This is a genomic window from Williamsia sp. DF01-3, from assembly GCF_023051145.1.
Taxonomy (GTDB): Bacteria; Actinomycetota; Actinomycetes; order Mycobacteriales; family Mycobacteriaceae; genus Williamsia.
This window is the reverse complement of sequence record NZ_JALKFS010000005.1, coordinates 4740765-4765243: the sequence shown is the minus strand read 5'-3', so window position 1 is coordinate 4765243 and position 24479 is coordinate 4740765. Positions and strand designations below refer to the sequence as shown.

Annotated in this window: 25 protein-coding genes; 11 read left to right on the top strand and 14 right to left on the bottom strand. The window is 64.7% G+C overall.

Annotated elements, in window-relative coordinates; all coding sequences use genetic code 11:
- Position 1: 1 nt before the first annotated feature.
- Positions 2-775, bottom strand: coding sequence for a (7aS)-7a-methyl-1,5-dioxo-2,3,5,6,7,7a-hexahydro-1H-indene-carboxyl-CoA hydrolase (echA20, locus tag MVA47_RS24390; RefSeq protein WP_247210206.1), 774 nt, complete (start codon positions 773-775; stop codon positions 2-4).
- A gap of 91 nt (positions 776-866) precedes the next feature.
- On the opposite strand from echA20, the gene MVA47_RS24385 reads away from it, so the two are divergent.
- Genes MVA47_RS24385 through MVA47_RS24375 form a run of 3 tightly spaced genes read left to right on the top strand, consistent with a single transcriptional unit; the run spans position 867 to position 2989 of the window.
- The gene (locus MVA47_RS24385; protein WP_247210205.1) at positions 867-1652 is read left to right on the top strand and encodes an SDR family oxidoreductase; all 786 of its coding nucleotides are present in this window, start codon (positions 867-869) and stop codon (positions 1650-1652) included.
- 40 nt (positions 1653-1692) lie between these two features.
- Complete coding sequence (locus MVA47_RS24380; protein ID WP_247210204.1) at positions 1693-2613, top strand: SDR family oxidoreductase; 921 nt, start codon at positions 1693-1695, stop codon at positions 2611-2613.
- 16 nt (positions 2614-2629) lie between these two features.
- Positions 2630-2989 carry a nuclear transport factor 2 family protein gene (locus tag MVA47_RS24375; RefSeq protein ID WP_247210203.1) on the top strand — a complete coding sequence of 120 codons (360 nt, stop codon included), beginning with the start codon at positions 2630-2632 and terminating at the stop codon, positions 2987-2989.
- A gap of 71 nt (positions 2990-3060) precedes the next feature.
- On the opposite strand, the gene MVA47_RS24370 is transcribed toward MVA47_RS24375, so the two are convergent.
- The 5 genes from MVA47_RS24370 to MVA47_RS24350 all read right to left on the bottom strand — a co-directional run bounded on the left by MVA47_RS24370 (position 3061) and on the right by MVA47_RS24350 (position 8356).
- Positions 3061-3714 (bottom strand): GNAT family N-acetyltransferase, encoded by a 654-nt coding sequence (locus tag MVA47_RS24370; RefSeq protein ID WP_023961176.1) that lies wholly within the window; start codon positions 3712-3714, stop codon positions 3061-3063.
- Positions 3715-3746: 32 nt separating this feature from the next.
- Positions 3747-4826 (bottom strand): metallophosphoesterase, encoded by a 1080-nt coding sequence (locus tag MVA47_RS24365; RefSeq protein WP_247210202.1) that lies wholly within the window; start codon positions 4824-4826, stop codon positions 3747-3749.
- 25 nt (positions 4827-4851) lie between these two features.
- Positions 4852-6588, bottom strand: coding sequence for an alkaline phosphatase (locus tag MVA47_RS24360; RefSeq protein WP_247210201.1), 1737 nt, complete (start codon positions 6586-6588; stop codon positions 4852-4854).
- Positions 6589-6703: 115 nt separating this feature from the next.
- Entirely contained in the window at positions 6704-7183 is a 480-nt protein-coding gene (locus tag MVA47_RS24355) for a nitroreductase family deazaflavin-dependent oxidoreductase (RefSeq protein ID WP_062797177.1), read from the bottom strand.
- Positions 7184-7189: 6 nt separating this feature from the next.
- On the bottom strand, positions 7190-8356 hold the full coding sequence (locus MVA47_RS24350; protein ID WP_247210200.1) for a steroid 3-ketoacyl-CoA thiolase: 1167 nt from the start codon (positions 8354-8356) through the stop codon (positions 7190-7192).
- 153 nt (positions 8357-8509) lie between these two features.
- Between MVA47_RS24350 and MVA47_RS24345 the strand changes: the two genes are divergently transcribed.
- Positions 8510-9781, top strand: coding sequence for a cytochrome P450 (locus MVA47_RS24345; protein ID WP_247210199.1), 1272 nt, complete (start codon positions 8510-8512; stop codon positions 9779-9781).
- Between the two features lie 69 nt (positions 9782-9850).
- On the opposite strand, the gene MVA47_RS24340 is transcribed toward MVA47_RS24345, so the two are convergent.
- From MVA47_RS24340 to MVA47_RS24320, 5 genes are all read right to left on the bottom strand, one after another.
- Positions 9851-10681 carry a class I SAM-dependent methyltransferase gene (locus MVA47_RS24340; protein ID WP_247210198.1) on the bottom strand — a complete coding sequence of 277 codons (831 nt, stop codon included), beginning with the start codon at positions 10679-10681 and terminating at the stop codon, positions 9851-9853.
- Between the two features lie 71 nt (positions 10682-10752).
- The gene (locus MVA47_RS24335; RefSeq protein ID WP_247210197.1) at positions 10753-11196 is read right to left on the bottom strand and encodes a nuclear transport factor 2 family protein; all 444 of its coding nucleotides are present in this window, start codon (positions 11194-11196) and stop codon (positions 10753-10755) included.
- Positions 11197-11230: 34 nt separating this feature from the next.
- Positions 11231-12406, bottom strand: coding sequence for a thiolase domain-containing protein (locus tag MVA47_RS24330; RefSeq protein WP_062797183.1), 1176 nt, complete (start codon positions 12404-12406; stop codon positions 11231-11233).
- Positions 12406-13428: a thiolase domain-containing protein gene (locus MVA47_RS24325; protein ID WP_247211056.1), complete on the bottom strand. Its 1023-nt coding sequence runs from the start codon at positions 13426-13428 to the stop codon at positions 12406-12408. Before MVA47_RS24325 ends, MVA47_RS24330 begins: the two co-directional genes overlap by 1 nt.
- 17 nt (positions 13429-13445) lie before the next feature.
- On the bottom strand, positions 13446-14462 hold the full coding sequence (locus MVA47_RS24320) for a Zn-ribbon domain-containing OB-fold protein (RefSeq protein WP_247210196.1): 1017 nt from the start codon (positions 14460-14462) through the stop codon (positions 13446-13448).
- Between the two features lie 64 nt (positions 14463-14526).
- Between MVA47_RS24320 and MVA47_RS24315 the strand changes: the two genes are divergently transcribed.
- Positions 14527-15564 (top strand): LLM class F420-dependent oxidoreductase, encoded by a 1038-nt coding sequence (locus MVA47_RS24315; RefSeq protein WP_030172645.1) that lies wholly within the window; start codon positions 14527-14529, stop codon positions 15562-15564.
- Positions 15565-15652: 88 nt separating this feature from the next.
- Here MVA47_RS24315 and MVA47_RS24310 read toward each other — a convergent pair whose 3' ends face one another.
- Together MVA47_RS24310 and MVA47_RS24305 are read right to left on the bottom strand one after the other, a co-directional pair.
- On the bottom strand, positions 15653-16573 hold the full coding sequence (locus MVA47_RS24310) for an endonuclease domain-containing protein (RefSeq protein WP_247210195.1): 921 nt from the start codon (positions 16571-16573) through the stop codon (positions 15653-15655).
- Positions 16574-16717: 144 nt separating this feature from the next.
- Complete coding sequence (locus tag MVA47_RS24305; RefSeq protein ID WP_247210194.1) at positions 16718-18145, bottom strand: cytochrome P450; 1428 nt, start codon at positions 18143-18145, stop codon at positions 16718-16720.
- Between the two features lie 77 nt (positions 18146-18222).
- Between MVA47_RS24305 and MVA47_RS24300 the strand changes: the two genes are divergently transcribed.
- The 4 genes from MVA47_RS24300 to MVA47_RS24285 all read left to right on the top strand — a co-directional run bounded on the left by MVA47_RS24300 (position 18223) and on the right by MVA47_RS24285 (position 20796).
- Complete coding sequence (locus tag MVA47_RS24300) at positions 18223-18852, top strand: TetR/AcrR family transcriptional regulator (protein ID WP_247210193.1); 630 nt, start codon at positions 18223-18225, stop codon at positions 18850-18852.
- Between the two features lie 227 nt (positions 18853-19079).
- Positions 19080-19454: a hypothetical protein gene (locus tag MVA47_RS24295; protein WP_374474303.1), complete on the top strand. Its 375-nt coding sequence runs from the start codon at positions 19080-19082 to the stop codon at positions 19452-19454.
- Positions 19455-19463: 9 nt separating this feature from the next.
- Positions 19464-20120: a TetR/AcrR family transcriptional regulator gene (locus tag MVA47_RS24290; RefSeq protein WP_247210192.1), complete on the top strand. Its 657-nt coding sequence runs from the start codon at positions 19464-19466 to the stop codon at positions 20118-20120.
- A 31-nt stretch (positions 20121-20151) separates the two neighbouring features.
- Positions 20152-20796, top strand: a complete 645-nt coding sequence (locus MVA47_RS24285; protein ID WP_247210191.1) for a TetR/AcrR family transcriptional regulator — start codon at positions 20152-20154, stop codon at positions 20794-20796.
- Here the strand turns inward: MVA47_RS24285 and MVA47_RS24280 are convergent.
- Entirely contained in the window at positions 20783-21577 is a 795-nt protein-coding gene (locus MVA47_RS24280) for a crotonase/enoyl-CoA hydratase family protein (RefSeq protein ID WP_023961206.1), read from the bottom strand. The genes MVA47_RS24285 and MVA47_RS24280 overlap by 14 nt on opposite strands.
- 102 nt (positions 21578-21679) lie before the next feature.
- On the opposite strand from MVA47_RS24280, the gene MVA47_RS24275 reads away from it, so the two are divergent.
- Both MVA47_RS24275 and MVA47_RS24270 read left to right on the top strand, forming a co-directional pair.
- Complete coding sequence (locus MVA47_RS24275) at positions 21680-23317, top strand: acyl-CoA synthetase (protein WP_247210190.1); 1638 nt, start codon at positions 21680-21682, stop codon at positions 23315-23317.
- Positions 23318-23320: 3 nt separating this feature from the next.
- Positions 23321-24451 (top strand): nitronate monooxygenase family protein, encoded by a 1131-nt coding sequence (locus MVA47_RS24270; protein ID WP_247210189.1) that lies wholly within the window; start codon positions 23321-23323, stop codon positions 24449-24451.
- Positions 24452-24479 lie beyond the last annotated feature (28 nt).

Genomic DNA, 24479 nt, shown 5'->3' with positions numbered 1-24479 from the left:
TTCAGGCCCCTTTACTCGTTGCGCTTTTGGGCTTTCCGGTCTCCACGAAGGCATCGCGGTGCTCGTCGGCGACACCGGCGAGGTTCAGCTCGAACGTGAATCCCTGTTCCAGGCGGTAACTCGTCTTCACATCGACCGGGTCGATGCCGTTGATCGCTTCCTTCGCCGCGCGGATCACGCGGGTGTCCTTCGCGGCGATCTTGCGGGCGATCTCCAGTGCGGCTTCGTCGAGCTCGGCACGCGGCACCACCCGCTGCACCGAGCCGAAGTGCTCGAGTTGTTGAGCGGTGACGTTCTGCGCCGTGAAGTACAGGGTTCGCATGGTGTGCTGCGGGACGAGGCGCGCGAGATGGGTGGCTGCGCCGAGCGCACCGCGGTCGACCTCGGGAAGTCCGAACACGGCGTCATCCGAGGCGACGATCACGTCGGCATTGCCGACCAGGCCGATGCCGCCGCCGACGCAGAAGCCGTTGACCGCGACGATGACCGGCACCTCGCAGTCGTAGACCGCGGCGAAGGCGACCGCACATCCCCGGTTGGCGGCGATGAGGGCGTCGTATCCCTCGGTGGCCTGCATCTCCTTGATGTCGACTCCGGCGTTGAAGCCGCGACCCTCGGCCCGCAGGATCACCACATGGGTGGCGCGGTCTCGGCCCGCGGCCGTGATGGCCTCGCCGAGTTCAAACCAGGCCGCCGATGGCAAGGCGTTGACCGGGGGAAAGTCGACTGTGACCGTGACTATCCCCGGTTCGACCGTGGTGGTGTTGATGGGCATCGATGCTCCTCGCGTACCGTCGGGCTGTAGACCAACCAAGCAATTGCTTGGTACTTTAACACCGAACGAACCGAGCGAAGCGGGAGACTGAATGGACCTGGAGCTGTCCGGGCGGGTTGTGCTGGTCACCGGTGGTGTCCGGGGAGTGGGTGCAGGCATCAGCTCGGTCCTCACCGGGCTGGGTGCCACGGTGATCGCGTGCGCGAGGCGACCTGCCGACGACCCCGATTCCACCCCGTCTACCGAGTTCGTGAGCTGCGACATCCGGGACGCCGAGGCGGTGGCCGCGATGCTCGACGACATCGTCTCCCGGCACGGCGCACTCGATGCCGTGGTCAACAACGCCGGCGGGTCACCCTTCGCCCTTGCGGCCGACGCATCCCCGCGTTTCCACTCGAAGATCGTCGAGCTGAATCTGCTCGCGCCACTTGTTGTCGCGCAGGCGGCTCACCGGATCATGCTCGGTCAGGAACGCGGCGGGTCGATCGTCAACGTCTCGAGTCTCAGTGGACACCGCCCGTCACCGGGCACCGCGGCGTACGGCGCGGCCAAGGCCGGACTCGATTCGCTGACCGGTTCGCTCGCCGTGGAATGGGCGCCGCGGGTACGGGTGAACTCGGTTGTGGTGGGCGCTGTCCAGACCGAACTGGCGGAGCTGCATTACGGAGACGAGGAAGGTATCGCCGCGGTGGGACGCACAATTCCCATGGGACGCATGGCGTTACCCGCCGATGTGGGTAACGCGGTGGCATTCCTCATCTCCCCGCTGGCCGAGTACGTGACCGGGTCGACGGTGGCCGTGCACGGTGGCGGCGAAAGACTGGCTTTCCTGGACGCCGCGACCGCGGACAACTCTGTTCACGCGCCAACGTCCTGACATATTTACCGACACAACAAGAACTTCGAGGAGCGAATTGATGAGTGGAATCGTGGCCGGCCGAGTGGTCATCGTGACCGGTGCCGGACGGGGGATCGGTCGCGAACACGCGCTCGCCTATGCGCGCGAAGGCGCGAAGGTCGTGGTGAACGACATCGGCGCGGGGCTCGACGGGTCGACCACCGGCGAGAGCCCGGCCGAACAGGTTGTCGCAGAGATCAAGTCGTCGGGTGGCGAGGCAGTTGTCAACGGTGACGACGTGGCCGACTGGGCCGGCGCGCAGAACCTGGTGAACACGGCCATCGAAACCTTCGGGGCACTGGACATCCTGGTCAACAACGCCGGATTCCTGCGCGACAAGATGCTGGTCTCCATGAGCGAAGAAGACTGGGACAACGTCATCCGGGTGCACCTCAAAGGTCACTTCGCGATGTTGCGTCATGCCGCCGCGTACTGGCGCGCCGAGTCGAAAGCCGGCAATCCGCGGGCCGCTCGTGTGATCAACACGTCGTCGGGCGCCGGTCTGTACGGATCTGTGGGACAGGGGAATTACGCGGCCGCAAAGGCTGCCATCGCCGAACTGACGATCCAGGCCGCCGCGGAGATGAAGGCATACGGCGTGACGGTGAACGCCATCGCACCGTCGGCCCGCACCCGCATGACCACCAGCGCAGGTGACGCGATGGCCGCGCAGATGGCGCCGCCCGAGGACGGCTCCTTCGACACGATGGACCCGGCCAACGTGTCACCACTGGTGGTGTGGCTCGGCTCCGAGGAGGCCGGCAGTGTCAGCGGTCGGGTGTTCGAAGTCGAGGGTGGGACGGTCTCCGTCACCGACGGCTGGCAGCGCAGTATCAAGCGGGACAAGGGCGCTCGATGGGATCCGGCTGAGCTCGGACCGGTTGTCTCCGACATCCTGGCCGAGGCACCGACCCCGATGCCGGTCTACGGTGCCCGATGATCCTGGGGCAGAAACGATGAGCTCCGACGCCGACCTGATCGCCGGAGCGAAAGCCTATGTGGACGCACTGGCAAGCCATGACCCGTCCGCCGTACCGTTTCACCCCGACTGCGTTCGTATCGAGATGGGTGTGAAAACGGGGCGCAGCGGTGATCATCTGCGCCGCAGCCTGAGTCGAGGACCGCAGTACAAGGTCATCCACGCGATCAGCGAGTTCCAGGCTCGGGTGGAAGGCCGGACCGTGCACGTCACGTTCTACGTGAACGTCCAGCCCAAACCGCTCGGCCTGCGCTCCAAGGTCATCGAGAGCTTCGAGTTCGACGAGTCCGGACAGATCAAGAAGATAGTTGCCAAGTTCGGCGTCCCGCACCGCTGAGCAGCGCCTGACATGACAAAGACGCTCCACCTAGAGCTTGGGGGAGCGTCTTTGCGGTCTGACGGGTAAAGCTAGGAGCTGGGAGCCCGGACGACCATGGGGACGCCGGGGAAGTACGCGGCCAGCTCGGAGCGTGAACGACGCAGGGCTGCCGTGCCGAATCCGCGCTTGCGGTGCTCGGGTGCGATCCAGATCCGGACATCCACCTCGCCGCCCGACAGCTCACCGAACACGATGCCCACCTTGTCGTCGCCTTCGACGGCCACGAGCCACACGGCCTCTTCTGCCTTCATGCGACTGCGGGCGGCGGCGATCTCGTCGTCGATGCCCGATGCGGGAGTGCCGCTTCCGTCGCCCGCCGCCCCGACATCGGAGGTGCGTGCGGCGAAGAGGTCAGCATCGCTGTCATCAAAAGGCCGCAGCGTCAACGTTTCTGCGGTGGCCGCGGGCCGTTCGGTCTGCGTGAACGTGAGCTTGCTGTTCAGATCTTCGAGCTCGGCAGCGTTGGCCCGCCGTGCCGACACGGTCAGGCGGTCGAACGACATCCCCAGCACTGCTTCGGCACCGATGGTGGGCACGGAGAGGAGGTTTGCGATGGCGGAGACGGCCGCGGACCGGTCTTCGGCCTCCACGATGGCATCGAGCACTTCGTGGCGGCGTTCGAAGGCGGCCTCGAGGGCAGCGGTGATGTCACGGCGGGTGGCGGCACGGTCTGGATCAGTCATGCCCCGATCCTATTAGGGATCGGCCGGTGGGGTCAGCCGGAGTACGACTTCGTGAACACCTGAGTGGGAGTTCTCGTGGCCAGGTCCACCGTGAACACCCGCAGATCCACACCCGAGGCCGTGATGTCCATCGTCATGAATCCGCGGTCACGGAAGTTCTCGTACAGCGCCGGATGCTCTTTGGACGAGCGGTCTTCGACCGTCTTGGCCGCCGCACCCGACACCAGCTGACGTGTTCCCTTGGAGGCGATGGTGGGGTCGAAGACCTGCAACGAATGGTCGTGACCGGACATGAAGAAGTGGAAGCGCCCGGCGATCTCCTGCTCGAAGAACTCCTTGACCAGCACGCCGTTGATGGGAGGTATGGGGATCCCGTCGTATCCACCGGCACTGCCGTGCGGCCCGTTGTTGATGTACGGGTGGTGGGTGCACGCGATCTTCCACGTGGCCGTCGATGCCGCGACAGCCTCGCGGAGCCACTTGCGTTGCGCCGTCATGTAGGTGCCGTTCGGTTCCCAGTAGGGCGCCAAGAACGGTGGGATGTAGGCGGCGATCGGATTGAGGTCGAGAACAAAGAACTCGACGACCGGCGCCTGCTCGGGAACGGCCACCGAGTAGTAGCGTCGCGGCATGTACCAGCGGCTCGACCGCGAGTGGTACGCGACCTCCGCATCACCGCGCAGCAGCCAGCCACCGTCACCAGGGAAGACCGCGGTGGTGTCGTGGTTGCCCAACGCCATCACCCATGGGAAGTCGAGGCCGGTGTTCGGCTTCTCGAACTTCTCCTCGAACTGTTTGTCGTCGGGACCGTTGGGGCCCGACTCGTAGATGTTGTCGCCCAGTCCGATTGCCAGTCCGAACGGATTCTGCGCGTGCAGCGCGCGAGCGGCCTTGGTGACCGCGTACTGCGGGGCTTCGCCGGTACCGGCATCGCCGGTGATCAGCACCCGCACCGACGAACCGGTCTGGGGAAAACCCGGCCGACCCGACGGGAGGCCACCAGCTCGCGCAGGTCCGGACAGGACCAGGCCTGCGCCTGCGGCGGCGGCCGATCCGGCGAGAAATGTACGCCGGCGGATGCCGTTGTTCGGCGAGGACGGGGTGTTGGTCATCAGGGAATCCTAGGTCGGGCCGGTACTACTGGGCTGGTGAACCGGAGGGCTGCACTCGCTGAGTGCCGCTCGGCACCCGCCACGACTGGCCGTAGCGCTGCCCGGACCGCGGGTCGGCGCGGTTGTTCACGAAGAACCAATCCATTTGTGTGGCAGCCGGAGTCACCGTCAGGACTGCGTAGCCGTGCGCGTCGGTGTCGACCCAGCGGATGTGCCGGTTGATGTTGGTCATCGCCACGGCTGCGGCCGCTCCCACCGTGTACTCGGGTGCGCCGACGATGTCGTCGATGTTGTTCGACGTCACCGAGGTCACCACGAGTTCGGTGCCGACCGTGCCCGCCCCGGGGTAGTTCGCGGCGTCCACGGGCACGTCGCAGGCAAACGACATGTGAATGTCGCCCGTGATGAACACGGTGTTCTCGACGTTGTTGTCGCGCAACGCTTTGTGCAGACGATCGCGGTCGGCGGTGTAGCCGTCCCACGCGTCGGAGTTCAGTGGGATGCCACCCTTCGGCACGCCGAGTAGGTCTGTCAGCGCTGCCGTGGTGGCCGGCTCCAGCGGGGGGATCAGGATCGGACTGATCATCACCGGGTTGCCGACGATCTTCCACCGCGTGGGGGAGGACACCACGCCGTTGGTGAGCCACGACATCTGTGCCGAACCGGTGATGCTCGCCGAGGTGCTGTCGACCTTGTTGGACAGCATGGACTGCTGTTCGGTGCGGTAGGTGCGCAGATCCAGCATCGAGATCTCGAGCAGATTGCCGTACCGCAGGCGCCGGTACAGATGGCGACCACCGGCGTCGACCTCCGGACGCACCGGCATCCACTCGAAGTAGGCCTGCTCGGAGGCGGCCTTGCGCGCGGGCCAGTCGCCTTCACTGGCGTCGTGGTTCTCGGCGCCTCCGGCGTAGGCGTCGTTGGCCGACTCATGGTCGTCCCAGGTGCAGATCCACGGCAGGTTGAGATGCGCGGCCTGCAGATCAGGATCGGACTTGTACTGGCCGTGCCGGGTCCGGTAGTCGGCCAGCGACACGATCTCGTGCAGAGGGTCGTGGGGGCGCACGACGCCGGTACCCCCACCGAATTCTGCGGTGCCGTACTCGTAGATGTAGTCGCCCAGGTGCACGATGGCGTCGAGCCCTGGCTGAGCCGCGAGGTGCCGGTAGGCACTGAAGTAACCGGCTTCCCAGTTGGAGCACGACACCACGCCGAAGCGAACCTTTGCCACGTCCGCGGCGGTGGCGGGAGCGGTCTTCGTCTGACCCACCGGCGACGTCGAACCGGCGGCCGGCCCACTGGTGACGTGGAACCGGAAGTGGTAGTTGGTGTTCGGTGTCAGACCGCCGGCATCGACCTTCACGGTGAGGTCTTGCTCGGGGCCGGTGGTGGTGACGCCGGACGAGACCACGGATCCGAAGTCGGGTGAGGTCGCGACCTCCCAGCGAACGGTGGTGGAAGCCCCCTTGCCCGATCCGGGTACGGCGTCAGGTGTCGGGGTGACGCGGGTCCAGAGGATCACCCGGTCGGGCAGTGGATCGCCGGACGCCACACCGTGACGAAAGACGTTGCCGCTCGGGGCCTTCGTTCCGTCGGCTGCTGCACTGCCCGCATAGACCGTGCCCAGGACGCCGACCGCGCCGATCGCGGCTCCGCCCAGGAATGTTCGTCGGGAGGGGCCGCTGACGGGTGGACCTGAGATCAGGTGGTCAGCCGATGAGGCGGGGGCACTGGCGCGTGAAGACTCTGGAATCGCAGACATGTCGCCTCGAATCCTGACACACCAGTTCCACCGACCATCGCGCTTCGTCGAGAATTTCAGGCGCCCAGGGGATGAATTCTTGTCCGTTGTGCCGCGCCGCCGCGCGACACAGGGCTCACCGTGGTTCGCAGATGATCACCGGGATCTTGCGTTCGGTCCAGGCCGCATAGTTGTCGAAGTCGGCGTACACCTCGACGAGTTTGGGCCACAGACGCGCCCGTTCCTGGTCGTCTGCCTCACGCGCTCGCATGGCGACCGTCTTGCGACCCTCCTGAACGCTGACGTCGGGATTGGCCTTGACGTTGTGGTACCAGGCCGGGTTCGACGCCATCCCACCTTGCGAGGCCACGACCACCACGTTGGCGCCGTCGCGCAGATAGAGAAGCGGCACCGTGCGCGGTTTGCCCGATTTGCGGCCCATCGCGGTCAGCAAGATGACCGGCGCAGGTTCCTTGAACCCGGCGCCCACCCGCCACTTCGACCCGATACGTCCACCGGTCAACTTGTAGATCTTGGTGTTCGCCCGCGACCCGAGTTTGACGATGGTGCTGACGGCCTTGCTGTTGAGCGCTTTTGGGGCTTCTTGTTGTGGCACGCGACCTCAGATCCGCTCGATGATGGTTCCGGTGGAGAGCGCCCCACCCGCGCACATCGTAATCAGAGCCGTCGAGGTGTCGGACCGCTCGAGCTCGTGCAGTGCAGTGGTGATCAGTCGCGACCCGGTGGATCCGACGGGATGGCCCAGCGCGATCGCACCGCCGTTGACGTTGACCTTGTCCATGTCGGGTCCGTGGACCGCAGCCCACGAGAGCAGGACAGATGCGAACGCCTCGTTGACCTCGAAGCGGTCGATGTCATTGATGCTCATCCCGGCCTTCGCCAGCACCTTCTCGGTGGACTGCACGGGCCCGTCGAGGTGGTAGTACGGCTCGGCGCCCACCAGGGCCTGGGCGACAAAACGTGCGCGCGGCTTGAGGCCGAGTGCCTTCGCCTTGTCCTCGTCCATGATCAGGACCGCGGCGGCGCCGTCGGAGACCTGGGAGGACGTGCCTGCGGTGTGGATTCCGCCTTCGATGACCGGGCGGAGCTTGCCGAGCGACTCGAGCGTGGTGTCGCGCATGCCCTGATCGCGGTTCACGTCCAGGATGTTGCCGGTGAACTCGCCCTCCTTGGTCCGTTCGGGAGCTTTGACGCCGAACACCTCGCGGTCGAACCGGCCCTCGTCCCATGCCTGCTTGGCGAGCCGCTGGCTGCGTTCACCGAGTGCGTCAACGTCGGCGCGGGTGATGCCCCGCCGGGTCGCGATGCGTTCGGCCGCCTCGAATTGGTTGGGCATGTCGATGCCCCAGGACTCCGGGCGTCGTTCGCCTGCGCCTTCGAGCATGACGTTTGCGCCCAGCGGCACCGTGGTCATCGATTCGACACCGCACGCGATGCCGACGTCGATGGTGTCGGTGGCGATCAGGCCGGCGATCAGGTGATTGGCCTGCTGAGCCGATCCGCACTGGCAGTCGACGGTGGTCGCGCCCACCTGCCACGGCAGCCCGGCATGCAGCCAGGCCGTGCGGGTGACGTTGTTGGACTGCGCGCCCACCTGCATCACACATCCGCCGATGACCTGCTCGATCTCCGACGGGTCGATTCCGGCTCGTTCGATGACGGCCCGTTGGGTGAGCCCCAGGAGTTCGGCCGGATGCAATCCGGACAGCCAACCGGCCCTCTTCCCGATCGGGCTGCGAGTAGCCTCGACAATCACCGGTTTTCCCATGTCAAATCCCTTCGAATGCAGATGTCTGGTTCCAAAACTAGAACAAGTTGCCAACTGGACACAAGTCCTATTTCACCAGGTAGTAGCCACTGTGACGCATCTTGCTCTACCATCGACTAGAACACGTTCATGTCTAGCATTTAGGTGGTTGCAATGACGCAGGCCGAGAAGGTTTGCCCTTTCGCGGAAGGGTTCGACTTCACCAGCCCAGACCTGTTGGAACAAGGCATCCCGGTCAAGGAATTCGCGGAGCTGCGTAAGACAGCGCCGGTGTGGTGGAACGCCCAGGAAGAAGGAAAGGGCGGCGGTTTCCACGACGGTGGGTACTGGGTCGTCAGCAAGCACGAAGACGTGCGCGCGATCTCGAAGAACAACGAGAACTGGTCTACCGCCGAGAACGGCGTGATCATGCGTTTCGAGGACTCGATGACGCAGGAGCAGCTCGACGTCACCAAGGCGCTGCTGATCAACCACGATCCGCCCGAGCACACCCGCCTGCGCAAGTTGGTGGCGAAGATGTTCACCCCGAAGGCGGTGCACGCGCTCGAAGAGAAGCTCGAGGATGCGTCGCAGAAGATCGTCAAAGACGCCGCTGCCAAGGGAACCGGCGATTTCGTCGACGACGTCGCGGTCAACCTGCCGCTGATGGCCATCGCAGATCTCCTCGGCGTCCCCGAGGACGACCGCGAGAAGCTCTTCCACTGGTCGAACAACATGATGAACGCCGACGACCCGGAGTTCAACGAGGTGGACCCTGAGTCAGGGCTCACCCCGGCTCAGCTCTCTTCGGCCGAGATCCTCGGCTACGCGTACACGATGGCCGAAGATCGCAAGAAGTGTCCGGCCGATGACATCGTCACCGCACTCGTCAACGCCGACATCGACGGCCAGTCACTCGACGAGATCGAGTTCGGCTACTTCGTCATCCTGCTGACCGTCGCCGGTAACGAGACCACCCGTAATGCCATCAGCCATGGCATGAACGCGTTCCTCGACAACCCGGAGCAGTGGGAGATCTTCAAGCGTGATCGCCCCGCGACCGCCGCAGACGAGATCGTCCGTTGGGCCACACCGGTCAACGCCTTCCAGCGCACCGCCCGCCACGACGTCGAACTCGGTGGTGTGACCATCAAGAAGGGTCAGCGAGTCGGCATGTTCTACGGCTCGGCCAACTACGACGAGGATGTGTTCGAGAACCCCTTCGAGTTCAACATCCTGCGTGACCCGAACCCGCACGTCGGATTCGGTGGCCACGGCGCGCACTACTGCGTGGGCGCGAACCTGGCCCGCATGGAGATCAACTTGATCTTCAACGCAATCGCCGACCACATGCCCGACATCACCAAGCTCGCCGAGCCGCGCCGTCTGCGCCACGGCTGGATCAACGGTGTGAAGGAATTGTCGGTCAAATACGGCACTGCCTGAGTCGCACGACATCTACGAGAGGCCCCGGACGACACGTCCGGGGCTTCTTGTGTTCTGGCAGAACGATATTTACGGACGAACCCCCGGCGACGTGACCCGCGCGATGACCTGTTCGTGACTGGCTGTGTAGCCGAGGTATTCGAACTCGATGCCGGTGCGACTCACGAACTCCTGCCATGCCCGATACTCGTGCTGCTGCCAGCCCGGGTAGTTGAAGAACTCGTCGAACACGATGATCGTGCCTGCAACCAGCCGCTGTCCGACGAGACCGAGCACCGTTGCGGTGGATGAATACAGGTCTGCGTCGAGGTGCAGGAACGACACCGGCTCGCGATGGGCGGTGAGGAACTCGGGCAGCGTGTCCTCGAACAATCCCGGTACCAACTCCGCCCCGGGAACGTCCGGCAACGTGTCCTGCGCGAACTCGCCGGCAGCGAAGCCGCTCCGCCACGTGTCCGGCAGTCCTGAGAAGACGTCGAATCCAAAGATGCGGTGCTCTGTCTTCAGTTCTGCGGCAATGATGTTGAGGGTGGTACCGGTCGCGACCCCGAATTCCAGTGCCATACCAGGAATGTGAACCTGCGAGAGCGCGTACCGCAGTGTGTCGTGAGGATGCCAGAACTGCTGAGCTTTGGGCATGTGCGCGAGGACGAAGTCGCCTGACTGGCGAGCGGCGTCTGTGTCCATCACATGGGTGAGGTCGCGGCGGACCTGCTGTTCGAGGTGATTCACCCGGCGATGCAGAGCAACGACTTCCTCTCGGGTCTCCGAGAGCAAGTCCATTGTCTGCCTGTGAAACTGTTCGACGAGGGTATTAGTCTCCCGGCTCGAGTCGTCGACCACCTCGGACACAGCACGCTGGAGTTTTTGTCTGGCACCACGCCGCACACGTTCGAACATGAGCCCATGGTGCCAGCCATCACGCGCAGGCCGGCACCACTGGACCTTCGGGCGTTTCCGGGGCGCGGACCTCAGGCCTTGCGCACCGAATTGATCGTCTTCTCCACTTCCCAGAACGCGCGCAGAGCGGCCAGCGAGCCGTCCGGGTTGGCGCGGTAGGTGAACACGCCACGGGCCTCGGAGGTGTGGCCGTGGATGTGGGTGACGATCTTGCCGATGTAGGCAACCTCGTTGCCACAGATGATCTCTTCGTCGAAGACGAACTCGATGCTCTCGGTGGTGCCGATCGACAGATCCCAGAAGTGACTGATCCGTTCGTGGCCGGTGAAGCCGATGCCCTCTTCGTCGAACATCGAGGGACCCACCGGGTCTTGCACGATGCCGTCGGGCGCAAAGAGCTTCACCCAGGCGTCCTTGTCCCGCGAGGCGACGTATTCGCGGGAGCGCCGTCCGGCGACAACCGCGGGGTTGTTCTCCCGATCGATGTTGAGGTACGCCGGTTCTGCTTTGGTCACGAGATCTCCGTAGGTTGGTCCAGCAGGCGGTCGGTCAGTGGGTGGGCTTGTCCGCGCCCACCAGCCACATCGAGAAGTACTGCGAGCCACCGCCGTACGCGTGGCCGAGTGCCTTACGCGCGCCCACCACCTGATGGTCGCCGCCCTTGCCCTGCACCTGGATGGCCGCCTCGGCGAAGCGGATCATGCCCGAGGCGCCGATCGGGTTGGACGAGAGCACTCCGCCGGACGGATTGACCGGCAGTTTGCCGCCGATCGCGGTCTCGCCTGCCTCGGTGAGCTTCCAGCCCTCGTTCTCGGGCATGAACCCGAGGTTCTCGAGCCACATCGGCTCGAACCAGGAGAATGGCACGTAGATCTCCGCGGCGTCGATCTCCTCGAGGGGATTGGAGATGCCGCCGGCCTTCCACAATGCGGCGGCGGCGTCGCGGCCTGCCTGTGGACTGACGGTGTCGCGGTGCGAGTAGGACAGCGGTTCGGTGCGCATCGCCGACGCGTGAATCCACGCAACGGGGATACCGTCGGCCGCCTTGGCGTCGGAGGTCTCCTCGTCGCCGATCACCACGGCACAGGCACCGTCCGACGACGGACACGTCTCGTCGTAGCGGATGGGATCCCACAGCATCTGCGAGCTCATCACCTTCTCCACGGTGAGGTCGGGCTGATGCAGGTGGGCCAGTGGATTGAGGGCGCCGTTCTGGCGGTCCTTGGCGGCGACGATCGCGCCGATGTGCTCGGGTGCACCGGAGCGGCGGATGTAGGAGCGCACGTGCGGGGCGAAGAACCCGCCTGCGCCTGCGCCGACAGGCATGGTGAAGGGAACCGGGATCGACAACGCCCACATGGCATTCGACTCGGACTGCTTCTCCCATGCGATCGCGAGCACCCGCCGGTGAACACCCGAGGTGACCAGGCTGGCTGCCACGTTTGCCGTCGAACCGCCGACCGATCCGGCGGTGTGCACGCGGATCAGCCGTTTGCCCTCGGCGCCGAGCGCTTGGGCCATGGCGAGTTCGGGCATCATCGTGCCCTCGAAGAGGTCGGGGGCCTTACCGACGACAACGGCGTCGATGTCGTCCATCGTCACCTGCGCATCGGCCAACGCCTTGTCGATTGCTTCGCGGCACATCCCGGCCATCGACACGTCATGGCGCTTTGCCACGTACTTGGTCTGCCCGGTGCCCTGCACCGCGGCCCGATAGCGGCCCATCAGTTCTTGCCTTCCATCTTGACGACCATGTTCTGCTGCAGCAGCGGTCCGCTGCTCGCGTGGGCCAGTGCGGTGTCGGCGTTGCCGGCGAGAATCGTGCTCGCGGCGAAGCCGATGCGCTCGAGGCCCGCGGAGAACAGCGGGTTGGCTGCCAGTGCGCCGCCCGACGGGTTGATGATCGTCGAATCGTCGAGTCCCAGCTCGTTTTTGAGGATCAGTTCCTGATGCGTGTAGGACGCGTGGAGCTCGGCGACGTCGACCTTGCGGTTGTCGCCGAGGACGGCATCTCCGGCGAGCTTGGTCGACAGTGACTTGGTGAGATCCCGTGCACCGAAGTTCGGTGTGTCGATCCGGTGGTCCCAGCCGGAAATCCATGCGGGACGGGCCACGAGCTGCTTGGCGCGGTGTTCGCTGGCGAGGATGATCGCAGCGGCGCCGTCGGTGTAGCGGCAGACATCATGTGCCCGAAGGGGATCGGAGACGTAGTCGGACGCCAGCAGATCCTCCACCGAGCGGTCGGTGCCACGTGCGGCAACGGCAGCCATGTCCGCTTCGGTCCATGCTCCCGAGTCGAGGCCCGCGCGGGCCTGCAGGGCTGCGAGCGAACGAGCGTCCGGCCACAGCGGGGCGACGGTGTGCGGGTCGGTCTGCAACGCCAGCACCTGATCGGTGTGCGATGCCGAAGGCTTGCCGAATCCGTAGGCCAGTGCCACATCCACCTCGCCGGTGGCGATCTTCACCCACGCCTCGTACAGAGCCCACGCGGCGTCCATCTCCACGTGTGATTCGTTGATCGGCGGAACGGCCCCGATCGAGTCGATCGCGGAGATGAACGAGAAAGCGCGCCCGGCAAGGTAATCCGAGGACCCCGAGCACCAGAAGTCGATGTCGGTGCGGGTAATACCCAGTTCGGCGTAGAGCTTTTGAAAACAGGGCACCAGCATCTCGACGCCGTTGGTGGTGCCGAATGTCTCGTCGACGTGCGGACTGTGCGCGAATCCGATCACTGCGATCGGCGGCATGTCGCGGTATGTGCTGCTCACAGGTGGTCCTTGTACGAGTCGTAGTCGGCGTCGGGTTCGCCCGTCGGCCGGAAGTGGCTGATGTTTCGCAACGTGTAGTCCCATTCCTCGCGTGGTCGCCACACGGCTTCCACACGAAGACCCATGTGCACCTCGCTGGCCTCGATGTCGAGGATCAGGTGCAGGAACGGGATGTCCGAACCGTCGAGGAGTACGTAGGCGGCAACGTACGGTGGCTTGATCTGCTGGCCTAGGAACGGCACGTTGACGATGCAGAACGTGGTGACGGTGCCCTTGTCCGACACCTCGACGACCTCGCCGGTCGGGTTGCCGTCGGTGGGGTCTGCGCCGCGGGGCGGGAAGTAGACCGGCGCGTCGGGACCGGTGCGGCCGCCGTACAGCTTGCCCTCTTTGAGTCCCTGCAGATACCAGGTCTCTTCGATCGAGGCGGTGTGGTTCATGGTCAGGGCGATCGGCGTGGTGATCATCACGCCGGGATGCGGCACCTCGGCGGTGTTGTCCGGTACCGATGCCACCTCGTCGCCGGGGGCGAAGTGCGCGATGTCGTCGATGCGGCCCGTGCGCTCGGTGTTCCAGACGGCGTGCACCCGCATCCCGGTGCTCAGTTCGTCGGGGGAGTCGACGGCGACTGCATGGAGCAGGCTGGTGTCCGCCCCGTCGAGCTGGATCAGAGCCCATCCGAAGGGCTTGGAAAGAGGTTGTCCCTCAAACGGTTCGGCCATCCAGGTCCATGACTTCACGGTTCCGGTCGGCGACACCTCGACGAAGTCTTCGATCCGTTTGTGCGTACCGGGGTCGAACTCGACCGGGGGTACGTAGACGGTTCCGTCGGCGGCTCGACCGCCGATGACCTTGCCGTCGAGCAACCCCTGGGCGAACCGCCCGAGTACCGGCCCGAGGGACCGGGTGTAATCAAAGGAGTTGCTCAACGGTGCGGACAGAACTGGATCGTCTGGATCTTCGATCGGGGCGACTAGGGCTGCGAATCCGGCAGATATCTGGTTCACGCTCACGGAATCGAGTAGAACAGGTTCTAGTTATTCTCGCAAGGAGTTGACCGAACAGGAGGTCGCGGCCATGAAGCTCGGTCTGCAATTGGGGTACTGGGGGGCCGCGCCGATCCCGGACGCGCCGGCTCTCATCGCAGCGGCGGAGGCCGCCGGATACGAGGCGGTGTTCACCGCCGAGTCGTGGGGTTCGGATGCCTACACGCCGCTGGCGTGGTGGGGGTCGCAGACGTCCACCATCAAGCTCGGTACCGGCATCGCGCAGCTGTCAGCGCGGCCACCGACATCGGCCGCCATGCACGCGCTGACGCTCGACCATCTCTCGGGCGGCAGGCACATCCTCGGACTGGGTGTGTCGGGTCCGCAGGTGGTCGAGGGGTGGTACGGCGAACCGTTCGCCAAACCACTCGCGCGCACCCGCGAGTACGTGCAGGTGATCCGCGACGTGCTCGCTCGTGAAGACCGCGTGACCAACCCAGGACCGCACTATCCGCTGCCCTACCCGTCCGATGCGCCGGGCTCAACAGGACTCGGGAAATCGCTCAAGCCGATCACCCATCCTCTGCGCAGTGACCTGCCCATCTGGCTCGGGGCAGAGGGCCCCAAGAACGTGGCGTTGTCGGCGGAGATAGCCGACGGATGGCTGGCCATCTACTACACCCCGCGGCTGTCGGACATGTACGAACAGTGGCTGGCCGAGGGCTTCGCACGGGCGGGAGCGCGGCGCACCCGCGACACCTTCGAGGTCGCGGCCACCGTGCAGGTCGAGATCACCGACAACCCGGCCGCGGTGATCGACGCCTACCGGCCGTCAACGGCGCTGTACGTCGGCGGTATGGGCGCCAAGGAACAGAACTTCCACGCCGAGGTCTACAAGCGAATGGGTTACGAAGACGTGGTCCGCGACATCGGGGAGAAGTTCCTGTCCGGAGCCAAGGAAGAGGCCATCGCCGCGGTTCCCGACGAGATGGTCCTCGAGACGCTGATCGTCGGTGACGAAGATGAGGTGCGGTCGCAGATCAAACGGTGGGAACAAGCCGGCGTCAGCATGCTGATGGTCACCACCCGCGACGTCGACCAGATCACCCGATTGGGCACCCTCGTTTGAGTGAACATGTTCTAGATTTCGCCGCGCCCGGGCACGTGCGCCACGCCCGTGTTCGAACACGGGCGTCGCGCACTTTCGCGGGCGTGGTCTATGCGTTCCGGGCATTCGAGAGCGCGTGACGGATTCGATTCGGGACCCGATCCGGTACGTCGAGGTCTGCCGATGACCAACGGACCACTCGCCAGCCTTGCTCGGTGATCCGGTCACCCCGGTGTTTTTCGCGACCGAGTACCTGGTGAAGGTTGTCGCCGTTGTACTTGACGAGGCCGTCCGCCTCTCCGACAACCCGCTGGGCGATCCACGCGAAGTCGACCCGGGCGATGAATCGTCCCGATTTGTCGACGATCTCGTGCTGCAAGGTCGGGGCCGCAATACCCGCGGTGTGCATCGAAGCGCGGCTCCGGCTTTCGAGCGCTGACTCGCTGCGGGCATCCATGATCGCAACGGCTCGCTTGGCCTGCGGATATCCCGGGAATCCCTCGATGAGTTTCAACTCCTTGTGCAAGTCCGCGACCGTGCACAACCCGCGGTGGAGTGCAGCGTCGCCGGTGACCAACGCCGATGGCAGGGACGAGCGGCGGGCGAGGTCGACGACTGCCCGCGCCGGAGAAGTCACCGGCACACCATCGAGCATCATGACCGACATCGGTCGGGCGTCGCGATGGATCCGGAGCAGTTTCGAGTTGCGTGATCCGGTTCCCGAGTCGGCGGTCGGTTTGACGAGGTGGACGACGCGTGGGTCCACCCCGAACAGTGGGAGTCCGTGCAGAGCGGCTGCGGACGGCCCACCGAGCAGGTAGTTTCCTCCGAGCTTGCGAACGGTCGCCTTGCCCAGCTCGCTGTGCCGCTTCTCCATCGGCTCATGCCACAGTGCGGGACCTGCGTAGATTCCTGGCGCGAGGGCTCTGATCTTGCTGGTGTGAAGGGCAGTTCGGATCTCCGAAGGGGTATATCCGTGTGCGATCAGGTCTGCGCGCAGGAATGCATCCCGCCGGCTCTCGATGTCCATGGGTAGATGGTGGTCCACCCGCAACCGTCCTGACCCCCGTCGAGGGGGCTTGTTGTGGATGGCTGCTGAACTGGGGACAAGTCCACGCCCGCTCTGGTGCGTGACGCCCATGTTTCGACATGGGCGTCGCGCACTGCGGGGGCGTCAGCGACGACGGATGCGCAGGCGCAGACCGTCGGGCATGAGGGTGAGGCGTTCGGTGATCGACAACTCGTAGTCGGGGTCGGCGGGTTCGAAGTCGTATCGTGCGATGAATCGCGCGAGCATCAGAACCGACTCGTGGAGGGCGAATTGTCTTCCGATGCAGGCACGTTCGCCGGTGCCGAACGGCTTGTAGGAGTGGGCGGGACGCTTCTTGACCTCGGAGGCCGCGAACCTGTCGGGGTCGAAACGCAGCGGGTCGGTCCAGACCTCGGGGTCGCGATGCACCTTGGGCAGGTGGACCACGGCCCAGTCCCCGGGCGACATCTCGTACCGGCCGCCGACAACCGTCGGCTCGATCGGCCCACGGGTGAACCCCGGAGCCGTCGGCCACAATCGCAAGGCTTCGTCGACCACCCGCCGGACGAAACGGAACTTGGCGACCTGCTGGAACTGGGGCACGGCTTCACTGTCGCCGAGGATCTCGTCGACCTCGGCCTGTGCGCGCTCGAGGAGCTCGCGATTTCGGGCCAGGTAGTGCAGCGCGAAAGACAATGTTCCTGAGGTGGTTTCGTGGCCCGCCACCAAGAATGTGACGATCTGGTGGCGGATGTTCTCGTCGTCGAGTGCGGTCTCGCCTCGATCGCGGTTGGCACGCAACATGATCGCCAGAAGATCCACCTCGCCTTCGTCGGCACGGCGGCGGCGTTCGGCGATCAGGTCGTCGAGCATGGCGTCGACATAACGTTTGTGCCGTGCGTTCGCCCGATGGAGCAGCGAGACAATCGGTTTGGATCCCGGTAGCCCCGACAACCCGCCCGTGCGCCTGCCGGTCTTGAGGCCGGCGACCATGGCCAACACGAAGTCGTGAGGCGTTTCGCGTTCGAATGAGCCGAGGTCTTTGCCGAAAGCGGCGCGGCTGATGGTTTCGAGCGTCAGGCGGGTCATGTCCGGGGCGACGTCGATGATGTCGCCCCGACCTTCCCAGAAGTCGAAGAGTTCGTCGATGGCCGACACCATCAGCGGGTGGTAATTCTGCATGGCGGTCTTGCTGAATGCGGGCATCAGGAGGTCGTGTGCCAGACGCCAGCTGGGCTCATCGGTTGCCGCCGTGAACAATCCGTCGCCGGCGAAATCTCGAAGCGCTGCGATTGCCGGCGTGAGTACCTTCTCGAACCGGGATTCGTCGCACAGTTCCCTGGTGAGTTCGGCGGACCCGATCATGACGAAGCGGTGGCGGAAGATCCGGAACTGCGCGATCGGCCACACATCGGCGGGCCAGTCGAGCATGCTGACGACGGGACCCTCGGGGTCGACCGAACGAAGATCGCCGACCACGGGCAGCCGGCCCGGGGGATGCGGAAATTGATCTGCCCATGTGTTGGGCCCCACCAAATCGTTCAGCGCGCCGAGATCGGTGCTGGTCACCATGTCCGCCCCCTATTGAATCGAAATCCAATAGCCATGGTGGTCCGCTATTGAACCCGTGTCAAGTAGTATTCGGCTGCATGGGTGTGAGAACGCGGATGACGCCGCAGCAGCGGCGTGCCCAACTACTCGACCTCGGCGCCGAGTTGTTTGCCGAGCAGCACTACGACGACGTCCACATCGAACGGGTCGCGGAGCTGGCGGGTGTCTCCCGCGGGTTGCTCTACCACTACTTCCCGACCAAGCGGGCCTTCTTTGCCGAGCTGGTTCGACGCGCCACCGAGCGGATGCTTGCCGACACTGCACCCGATCCGCAGCTGCCACTCCTGGAGCAACTCCGCCACGGAATCGACGCCTATCTGGCGAGTTGCCGAGCCAATCGGCATGGCTCCCAGGCCATCTATTCGGGGGCGGCGAGTTCGGATCCCGTGGTGATCGCGCTGATCGAGAAAGCAACCAGGGGACAGGAGGATCGAATACTGGCCGTGATCGATCCCGGACGGGACCACCCGGAGCTCCTGCGAATCGCCGTGCACAGCTGGCTGGTGATGCTGAGGGCCGCGTGTCACGCATGGCTGGCGAGTGAGGACATCTCCGCAAGCGACGTCCGGCAGATGGCCGAGCACGCCCTCCTCGGTGCCCTGGCCGGTCTGCCCGACCATGCTCGCGCCGGCGCGATGGCACAGTTGCTCGACATCAACGGGGCGTGAGCCAGGCGGTCCCGCGCTGATTTTGACAGCGCGCAATGCCGGCCCACCGAAATCCGAGTGACGCTGCGACATCGCGTATTTTTCTGACCGGGCATTTTGCGGTCCGATGCCAGGTTGCCGATCGACGGCGACATATTTGAGAGACAAAAGTACATGTGTGTAGCGCCACGTCTCCGGTGAGCGATAGAGAGGCTTAGATACTGTGATCGCGACGAAAGGTGCGGCAATTGAAAATTGTTGAAAATCAGCGGAGCAAGAAGTCGAAGGCGGCGCATGTGGTTGCGGCCGTTGCGTCTAAGAGCCCGGCGGTGGTGACGGCGAAAACCGCCTACAAGACCGGAAAAACGACGACGTCGGTGTTGCCGAAGTTGATCGGTTTCGGAATCGCCGGTACCGGGTTGGCGCACTTTGTTGTTCCGCAGGCTTTCGAATCGATCACAAAGCCTGTATTTCCCGAGAACACGCGTGAATGGATTTACGCGAATGGTGCAAGCGAGACGCTGATCGGCCTCGCCATCTCCGACAGCCGGTCCCGCGTTTACGGTTTGGTCGGGTTGGCCGCATATGTCGGATTCCTCGGCAGTCGAGCCGTGCGGGCCTGAACCACGTCCATGAACGCTGACGCTCCAGTACGTAGATCCAGAGGGCGCCCCAAGGTCGCAGGTCTGGCCGATCAGCGGCGTACCCAGATCATCGAAGCTGCTTTCCGGGTGCTGACCGAGCGCGGCTACGAGGGCACGAGTATCGCCGAGATCGCGCAGGAAGCGGGTATCGGTCAGGGCACCGTCTATCGGTACGTGAGCAGCAAACGTGAACTGCTGGACCACGTGTTCGATTGGGCGGTCGAGCGGTTGTTCCACTCGGTGGATCCGTACTCGATGCTCCAGGACGAGCCGACCTCTCCGACCGAGCTGCTCCGACGGTTCCAGATCATCGCCGATCGGCTGTACGACCTCATCGACGAAGATCCCGCGATGCTGAGACTGATCGGAGTGCAGGCCAGCGCCATCGACAAGGAACTCAAGGCCAGGGTCGTCGGCCTCGAGGGAATGCTGAATGCCGTTGTACTGCAATCGCTCACCCAGGCGATCGAGCACGGATGGCTGGTGTTGTCCACGGCTCAGAAGCCGGTGGTCGCCAGGATCTTGATGATGATGTCGCTTCCCGGCGTCGTGATGTCGCTGCGGCGCGGCACCGATGTGAAAAAACGCGGCCGGTACGTCGACGGCGCAGCCGAAATCGCGCTGCACGGGATACTGAAACGATAGAAAGGCTGATGAAACAGTGGTGCAGCCTACGGTGCGGTCGGATACCCGACGCACCCGGAAGCGTCGGATCCAACTGCTGGACGCGGCACTGGAGACGTTCGTCGAGCGGGGATACAGCGATGTCGGGGTCGCCGAGATAGTTGCCCGGATCGGCTGCAGCCACGGCACTTTCTACAACTACTTCGACAACAAGCGCGACGCTCTCGATGCATTGCTGTCACGCGAACTCGCCGAGATGGTCGCGGTGGCCGAGTTGCACCGTCCGCGTCCGCGTACGCGCGAAGAGTTCGTCACCGGCCTCGGTGAGCTGGTCGGACGCCTGCTCGAATACGCGCTCGAGCGCCCGCATGTCTTGACGTTCCTCGCCATGGAGGCCCCGGGCATCGACGCGGCCGCGATGGAGACGTTGGCAGGCAGCTACGCCCAACTGGGCCATCTGTGTGGGCAGTACATCCGCCACGGCATCGAGGACGGCTATCTCCGGGACGGACTCGACATCGACATCGCAGGCGAAGCGGTGCTGTCGTGCCTGATGGGCGCGGTTCTGCCGATCATCTTGGACAACAGTGCGGTGGTCGACATCGATGCCACCGCCGAGACGGTGGTCGAGTTCGTCTGTTACGGGCTGAACGGACTGGACGCGACCACCGCGGCAGGTATCGCTACTGGCCGGTGAACTCGGGGGTTCGCTTCTCCGCGAACGCTTTCGGTCCGATCTTGGCGTCCTTGCTCATGAACACCTTGACGCCGAGTTCGGCGTCGATCTTGAACGCGTCCTTCTCGTGCATGCCCTCGGTGTCGCGAATGGCCTTGAGGATCGCCTGCACGGCGAGCGGCCCGTTCGCGGCGATCTGCGCGGCGATGTCGAGGGCTTTGTCGAGTGCGGTGCCATCGGGCACCACGTGGCCGATCAACCCATAGTCGAGCGCTTCCTGGGCGGTGATGTGCCGGCCGGTGAGCAGTATCTCGGCGGCAACGGTGTACGGGATCTGCCGGACCAGGCGAACTGCACTTCCGCCGAGGGGGTACAGGCCCCATTTGGCCTCGGACACACCGAATTTCGCGCTCTCGCCGGCGACCCGGATGTCGGTGCCCTGCAGGATCTCGGTGCCACCGGCGATCGCGGGACCCTCGACGGCCGCGATGACGGGCTTGGTCACCCTGCGGCCCTTGAGGAGGGAGTCGAGCATGTTCGGATTGAAGCCGCCGCTCTTGAAGGAATCGCCGGGAGCGGACTTGTTCATGTTCTTCAGGTCGGCACCGGCACAGAAGTAGCCGCCCGCGCCGGTCAGGATCACGGTGCGGATCTCGTTGTCCTCATCGGCCTGGTCCCAGGCCTCTCCCATGATGGCCAACATGTCGCCCGACAGGGCGTTGCGGACTTCGGGCCTGTTCATCGTGACGATCAACGTGTGATCGCGCTTCTCGACGAGACAGTGGGGGGCGGAATCAGACATCTGGGCTCCTGAACGATGGCATGACGACGTGACGAAGGCCGTGTGATGCGGATCTCGCCCCGGCCTTGCCACCGAACGGTAACACGTTCTAGTTTTGGGGGTATGGCTTACAACATCGCCGACCTGATCGAGCATGCCGTCGACCTGATGGGCGACCGCGTGGCTCTCGAGACCGACGGCCGCAGCGAGACCTACACAGAACTGGAACAGCGGGCCAACGGGCTGGCGCACACCCTTCGGGCGCTCGGGGTGGCGCCCGGCGAGTCGGTGGGCCTGTACAGCAGAAACGGTATCGAGGCCGTCGAGTCGATGGTCGCGATCTTCAAGGCGAGGGCCGTGATGGTCAACGTCAACTTCCGGTACGTCGAGAGCGAGCTCGAACACATCCTCACCGACTCCGACACCAAGGTGCTCATCGTCGAGCGCCAGTACGTCGACAAGGTTGCGAACGTGTTGTCGAAAGCGCCGAAGCTGCGGGCCGTCATCGTCATCGAAGACGGGTCAGATCTCGACATCTCCGCCGTCGACGGGCTGCCCTATGAGAAGGCGGTTGCCGACGGCGGAACCGAGCGCGACTTCGAGGCGCGGTCGGACGACGACATCTACATGCTCTACACCGGCGGAACCACCGGCAACCCCAAGGGCGTCGTCTGGCGCCAGGAGGATGTGTTCCGGGTACTCGGTGGTGGGATCGACTGGTACACCGGTGAACCCATCAACGACGAGTGGCACTTCGCGAAGACGGGTGCCGAAGGTGGGCAGCTCGTCCGATTCCCGATCCCGCCCTTCATCCACGGTGGTTCCCAATGGGCCGTGTTCCAGGCGCTGTTCGGTGGCGGCAAGGCAATCGTCTATCCGGAGTTCGGGGCGCACCAGACCTGGGAGATCGTCGAACGCCACAAGGTCAACGTCATCTTCATCACCGGAGATGCCATGGGACGCCCCATGATCGACGCTCTCGGCGAGAAGGACTACGACCTCAGCTCGGTGGTGTCGGTGGCATCGTCGGCCGCGCTGTTCTCGGCATCGGTGAAGGATCAGTTCATCGACAAGTTCCCGAATGCGATCATCATCGACGCGATCGGATCCTCGGAGACCGGGTTCTCGGGAATGGGGATCATCTCCAAGGAGACCTCACACAGCGGCGGCGGTCCGCGTGTCAAGGCCGACCTGTCGACAGTTGTTCTGCGCGAGGACGGTTCGATCATCGAACCCGGCAGTGGTGAGATCGGCATCCTGGCCCGAACCGGGCACATCCCGCTGCGGTACTACAACGATCCGGTGAAGTCGGACAAGACGTTCAAGGTCTACAACGGTGTCCGGTACTCCATTCCGGGTGACCAGGCCCGTGTGGAGGACGACGGCACCGTGACGATGCTCGGTCGCGGGTCGGTGTGCATCAACTCCGGTGGCGAGAAGATCCACCCAGAAGAGGTCGAATCGGCCCTCAAGGCCCACCCCGACGTCTTCGACACCGTTGTGGTGGGTGTGCCCGACGAACGGTACGGGCAGCGGGTCGCCGCGGTGGTGGCCACCCGCGACGGTGTCCGACCGTCGCTCGAAGACATCAACAAGATCGCCCGCCAGGACATCGCCGGGTACAAATGCCCGCGCTCGGTGTGGTTCGTCGACGAGATCAAGCGGTCGCCCGCCGGAAAGCCGAACTACCGGTGGGGTACCGAGATCACCGAGTCGCGACCTGCCGACGAAACCCTCTCCACTTCTTCACGAAAGGCCTAACCGGTGCGTACCTCCCTGTCAGACGAGTTCGGGATCGAATACCCGATCTTCGGTTTCACACCGTCGGAGCACGTCGCCGCTGCAATCAGCCGGGCCGGCGGAATGGGCGTGCTCGGTTGCGTCCGGTTCAACGAGGCGGAAGAACTCGACGCCACCCTGGACTGGATGCGCGAGAACACCGACGGCAAACCGTTCGGCGTAGATGTGGTGATGCCGGCGAAGATCCCCACCGAGGGGTCGCAAGTCGACCTCGATTCCATGATCCCGCCGGAGCATCGTGCGTTCGTCGAGCGCACTCTCGACGATCTGGGAGTGCCCCCGTTGCCGGACGGTGACCGGGTGAGTGCAGGCGTTCTGGGCTGGCTGCATTCGGTGGCGCGTTCGCACGTCGATGTCGCGATGACGCATGCCGACAAGCACGGGCAGATCAAGCTCATCGCCAATGCCCTGGGCTCACCGCCCGAGGATGTCATCTCGAATGTGCACTCCCACGGGGTGAAAGTCGCCGCGCTCGCCGGCGCCAAAGAGCATGCCCTGCGCCATGTCTCGGCCGGGGTCGACCTGGTGATCGCGCAAGGGCACGAGGCGGGCGGTCACACCGGTGAGGTGACGTCCATGGTGTTGTGGCCAGAGATCGTTGACGCCGTAGGGGATGCGGCGCACGTGTTGGCAGCCGGAGGGGTCGGCAGCGGTCGTCAGATCGCTGCCGCGCTGGCCATGGGCGCCACCGGGGTGTGGATGGGCACCTACTGGTTGACCGCCGCGGAGTACCAGCTCGGCGTGCGGGGCGCCGGGCCGTCGGTGATCCAGCAGGCGATCCTGAACGCGACGTCACGCGACACCGTGCGCCGCCGCATCTACTCGGGTAAGCCCGCTCGACTGCTCAAGACGAAGTGGACCGACGCCTGGGATGCCGAGAACGCGCCCGAGCCGTTACCCATGCCGCTGCAGAACATCTTGGTGGCCGAGGCACATGCCCGGATCTCGGGTGCCGACGACCCCGGTGTCGTCGCCATGCCCGCGGGTCAGATCGTCGGCCGGATGAATGCCATCACCCCGACCGAAGAACTGATCAAGGGCCTTGTCGACGAGTACGACGCCGCCGTCGATCGTCTGGAGAAGGCCCGCCACTGACCGAACCACAGACGTTTGCCGCAGGGGC